Genomic DNA, 319 nt, shown 5'->3' on the forward strand with positions numbered 1-319 from the left:
ACTATAGTGGCAAGAAAAAGACGCATACCTTTAAAGTACAGGCCATCATCCATTATAAAACTCAGCAAATTCTGAGTTTATGCACTGATCACGGTACGGTGCATGATTTCGAGCTATTCAAACGCAATTTAAAGCAGATTCCTTCTGGTGCTTTTATCCTTGCCGATAAAAGCCAAAAGGTACTGTAAACTGGATCCTGAACTCAACAAAAGAAGAATCGGGATCGAGCATGTATTTGGTCGCCTGAAGACCTTTAAAATTATTGCTGAACGTTACCGAAATAGAGGTAAAAGACTGGGTTTGAGATTCAGTTTAATTA

Annotated in this window: 1 protein-coding gene; it reads left to right on the top strand. The window is 38.6% G+C overall.

The features are described 5' to 3' along the window. Window positions 1–188: transposase (locus WAE57_RS15830; protein WP_337711312.1), on the top strand; the 188-nt coding region annotated here is incomplete at its 5' end. Window positions 189–319 lie beyond the last annotated feature (131 nt).

Source organism: Acinetobacter sp. NS-4 (assembly GCF_037402435.1).
In the GTDB taxonomy this organism is placed as follows: domain Bacteria; phylum Pseudomonadota; class Gammaproteobacteria; order Pseudomonadales; family Moraxellaceae; genus Acinetobacter.